The sequence below is a fragment of the Microcoleus sp. B13-B6 genome (assembly GCF_036705405.1).
In the GTDB taxonomy this organism is placed as follows: Bacteria; Cyanobacteriota; Cyanobacteriia; order Cyanobacteriales; family Microcoleaceae; genus Microcoleus.
This window is the reverse complement of record NZ_JAUBUJ010000212.1, coordinates 1-4,198: the sequence shown is the minus strand read 5'-3', so window position 1 is coordinate 4,198 and position 4,198 is coordinate 1. Positions and strand designations below refer to the sequence as shown.

The 4,198-nt window shown below is 42.3% G+C and carries 3 protein-coding genes and 2 pseudogenes; 3 read left to right on the top strand and 2 right to left on the bottom strand.

Going from position 1 to position 4,198, the window contains the following annotated elements:
• Positions 1 to 130: 130 nt before the first annotated feature.
• Positions 131 to 301 (bottom strand): hypothetical protein, encoded by a 171-nt coding sequence (locus QUB35_RS38535; protein WP_333148288.1) that lies wholly within the window; start codon positions 299 to 301, stop codon positions 131 to 133.
• Positions 302 to 362: 61 nt separating this feature from the next.
• Between QUB35_RS38535 and QUB35_RS38530 the strand changes: the two genes are divergently transcribed.
• Complete coding sequence (locus tag QUB35_RS38530; RefSeq protein ID WP_333148286.1) at positions 363 to 716, top strand: helix-turn-helix domain-containing protein; 354 nt, start codon at positions 363 to 365, stop codon at positions 714 to 716.
• Here QUB35_RS38530 and QUB35_RS38525 read toward each other — a convergent pair.
• Positions 682 to 1,640, bottom strand: a pseudogene (locus QUB35_RS38525) (IS630 family transposase). The gene QUB35_RS38530 and the pseudogene QUB35_RS38525 sit on opposite strands and share 35 nt — an antisense overlap.
• Before the next feature lie 163 nt (positions 1,641 to 1,803).
• Between QUB35_RS38525 and QUB35_RS38520 the strand changes: the two are divergent.
• Complete coding sequence (locus QUB35_RS38520; protein WP_333148284.1) at positions 1,804 to 2,658, top strand: RNA-guided endonuclease TnpB family protein; 855 nt, start codon at positions 1,804 to 1,806, stop codon at positions 2,656 to 2,658.
• A 621-nt stretch (positions 2,659 to 3,279) separates the two neighbouring features.
• Positions 3,280 to 4,136 (top strand): annotated as a pseudogene (locus tag QUB35_RS38515) (reverse transcriptase domain-containing protein); the annotation flags it as partial.
• Positions 4,137 to 4,198 lie beyond the last annotated feature (62 nt).

Genomic DNA, 4,198 nt, shown 5'->3' with positions numbered 1-4,198 from the left:
ATCTCTTGTTTCATCTGTCGAAATAATTCTTAAAGAATTTGGAGATAATTATGTAATTAATTTTGCTTAACTACTTAACACTGTTGGTTAGCTTTGGGGTTTGAAACTGTAACGTAATTCTTGGACAGAGTTACCCATTGATGGAATTTTGGGGTAACTCTCTAGCCAGCCTCTCGATAACGTCACTAAGACTGCTTGCAGTAAGTTCAACTTGCTTGAACTCTAGCCACTTAGTAGCAGTCTCGGTCAGACTTAGGTTGACTTTACGCTTAGGCTCGCTGTAGATCTTTTTTCTAGGCATTTTGTCATTCCGCATTAATTCCGCATACAATAAGAGTAAGGCAGAAATGAGGTAAAAGCAAATGTTACTCAGCTTCAGGACGGAATTAAAGCCTAACAATAAGCAGGTGACTAGATTTCGGCAACATTGCGGGGTAGCAAGACACGCTTACAACTGGGCGAATTCAATCATCCTTGAAACCTTGAAACTCAGGGAAGCCGACAAAACGGTTAAGATTCCTTCCGCTATCGATCTTCACAAGCGTTTAGTAGGGGAAATTAAACCTCTGCATCCCTGGTATTACGAGTCATCTAAGGCAAGTCCGCAGCAGGCTCTGACTGAATTGAGAACGGCTTGGGATAGATGCTTCAAAAAGGTATCTAACCAACCTATAGCCTTTCTCAGAAAGATGAGGTACAATAACAGCAGTGTGTAAACCAGTTAAAAATATTTGACGATGTAACCTGACCGAACGCAAACTAAGAGTGCTTTTGCTAATTCTTGATAATTAGTAGTCTTGATAGAACGGAGAATGATTTTAAGTTTTGACCACAGATTTTCAATGGGTGAAAAATCTGGTGAATAAGGTGATAAGTATATTAATCTTGCCCCTTTTTTTTTGATCGCTTTTTTCACTTCTTCTCCCAAGTGAATGGGACAATTATCCATCACTACACAAGCCCCTTTCCATAGTTTTGGCACAAGTTTCCTGATAATAAAAGCTTCAAATGTAATTGCATCAGTTGGGCCTATTAGATTAACCGATGTCAAAATTTCATTGACTGACATTGCTCCAATTATTGAGACATTTTTGCCACGTTTAGTTGGTTTTGGCCCCTTGGCTCTTTGACCTTTTAAAGCTCTGGCATATAACCTAACCATTGCCAAATTAACTCCCGATTCGTCAATGAATATTAAGTCGTTCAAACTAATCTTTTTTATTTTTTGCCAGAACTCACATCGCAGGAGTTGAACTCGGTCGGTGCCTTTGTCCGAGGGGAAGAGAGTTTTTTTTTGACAGTAATATCTAAGAGTTTTATCATTCTTGCTATTGTCGCTCTACTAACGGAAAATCCAATTTTCCCATAAAGTAAATAACGAAGTTCTTCAAGAGTAGCATCATTGTTTACTTCAATCAATTGGGCACTCGATGAGTAGTGGCTCTGCATTCAGTTTGCCTTTGACTCCACATCGGTCAGTTCGCGGAGTAATGTTTTTTGTTTCACGATATTGTTTAAGCAATTTTTGTACAAAACTCAGGGCAGAGCGAAAAGCGCTTAGCTATTGCTTTTTGTGAAATCGGTTCAGTATGATAAGTATCAAGGATTTTTTGCCTAAAATCAATCGAATAAGCTTTCATTTTTAACAATGTATGAAGAGGAGTACAAATTTACTTTTTGTGAGTCAAGCAGCTCGTGCTGTCAAAAAAATGCTATTATGTATGCTATCGCTTTCGCGTGGCTTGTGCGTAACCATGTAATTATAGTTCGTTTGCTCTGATATTCTCTGCTTTATCCTCCTGAGTGAGTGTCAGTAACATTATACCTCATCTTTCCGAGAAAGGCTATAGGTTCAAGAAAAAAGGTGTGTCAGGTGAATCTTTCTACCTAGAGCAAGGAACCAAAGCAAAACCAGGAATTAATAACGATGGCAAGCGTGTCAAGTTACCTAAAATTGGTTGGGTTAGGCTGCACGAACCATTACCAATTACGGCATTTCACAACTGTGTAATCAGTCGAAAAGCCGACAGATGGTTCATTGCTTTTAAATACGAAATTGAACAGCCCGCAACTCCACCTGACCGTCCTACTGCTGGTGTCGATATCGGCATCAAAGAATTAGCTGTTTGTTCTAACGGTCAAGTCTTTGCCAATCCCAAAGCTTACCGTGGGATGAGTCGTAAAATGAAACGCCTGCAACGCCGTGTTAGCAAGCGAGTCAAAGGGTCTAACAACCGCAATTCGGCAATCGCTAAACAAGCCTTGCTGCACCTAAAAGTGTCAAACATCCGAAAAGACGCCATTCACAAGCTGACAACTTACCTCGCCAAAAACCACAGTGAGGTCAAGATCGAAGACTTGAATGTCAAGGCATTTTTGAAGAACCACAAGTTAGCTGGTGCAATCGCTGATTGCGGAATGTACGAATTTAAGCGGCAATTGGAATATAAAACCCAAAAGTTTAACTCCGAGTTGACGCTTGTAGAGCGATTCTTCCCTAGCAGTCAAATTTGCTCAAGTTGCTGCAATCATCGGCACAAGATGCCGTTGAAAGTCCGAGTTTTTGAATGTCCCGATTGCGGAAATATTCAAGACCGTGATTTAAACGCAGCCAAGAAGTGCGATTCGTTCAGTCGAAACCGAGCAATCGGGGGATGACTGGCTTCTACAGGGTAATCCATCAGGATTGAGTTCGCACTTTAATCCCTTGTAGATGACAACTTCATAACTTTACAGGTGAACGTCAGTATCCTAGAAAGCGTCAAGTCCTGTCCCTCAAACGTAGAGGTGAAAGCATATCCTCCACTGTAGCGACTAGCCATCAATCGGTGAAGCGAGGATAAAAGCGGAAAGAACTACTAGCCTAAAAGTGGTATCCCGTAAGCAAGTTCCTACGGATAGCGAAAGCAAAGTCACTGTTTGAATCATCGTTATTGCGACCCAGCGAAATAAGGCTTCTCACGCTGGTAGTCCCAAAAGGGCATTAGTACAGGGTGGTATGAGGATTTCAATCGACATACCTACGTTACCCAAAAACTCGGTGAAGAGGTGGCATCCTAACGGAACAAACCAATGGTTATGAGGAACGAAGTAACCCACCTGATTACTCTCGGAGAGGTCGAATACTTCGAGCAGTCAGCTAAGACGAAACATCTGGATTTCCAGGTAACAGGTGGTAGAGATTGAGTCAAAAGCCAACGCCTCACTGTAATGGTGAGGATATGCTAACGGACTCACGGTAATACGGATGATATAGCTACAATTCGCAATGAATATGTTATGAACACGGCAGAAAAACCGATGTATGAATGGAACGATATCAACTGGCGAAAGCTAGAGCGTAACGTTTTTAAATTGCATTCATCGGATATATCAAGCGTCTAATCGTGGTGATGTCAAGCTAGTACGCAGACTCCAAAAACTGTTGATAAGCTCTTGGGCGGCAAAAGCCGCTTCGGTTCGTCGGGTAACTCAAGATAATCACGGCAAGAAGACGGCAGGGGTGGACGGCGTTAAATCGCTGACCCCAAAGCAACGTTTCGCCCTGATAAACAAAATATCATTGGGTTGTAAGGTTAAGCCAACACGCCGAGTTTGGATACCCAAACCAGGGACAGGTGAGGAAAGACCTTTAGGTATACCGACAATGGAAGACCGAGCGATGCCGCGCGTTAGTCAAACTGGTGTTAGAACCAGAATGGGAAGCGCGATTTGAACCTAACTCATATGGGTTCCGACCCGGACGCTCATGCCACGATGCGATAGGAGCAATATTCAGTGCGGTACACAATAAATCCAAGTATGTGTTGGATGCCGATATTAGTAAATGCTTCGACCGTATTAATCACGATGCACTTCTCAAAAAATTGAATACTTATCCTACCCTACGGAGACAAATCCGAGCTTGGTTAAAAGCTGGTGTAATGGATGGAAACAAGCTGTTCCCAACTGATGAAGGGACACCACAGGGTGGGGTGATTTCACCCCTACTCGCAAATGTTGCCTTACATGGAATTGAGGAATTGATTAGGGGTTTAGCCCCAAAATTCGATATGAAGCGACCTGATAACACTCAATTGGGTGTTAGAGATAAGCTTAAATCGTTTTCATTGATAAGATACGCAGATGACTTCGTGAGCGCGACACGATGTCGCATGTTGTGAGTGAGGAGGTGACTTCTCTAGGTTAGTGTCCAAAC

What these genes read in the sequence shown, in the direction of transcription:
- QUB35_RS38535 (WP_333148288.1), bottom strand. Translation starts at nt 301, where the DNA reads ATGCCTAGAAAAAAGATCTACAGCGAGCCTAAGCGTAAAGTCAACCTA.
- QUB35_RS38530 (WP_333148286.1), top strand. Translation starts at nt 363, where the DNA reads ATGTTACTCAGCTTCAGGACGGAATTAAAGCCTAACAATAAGCAGGTG.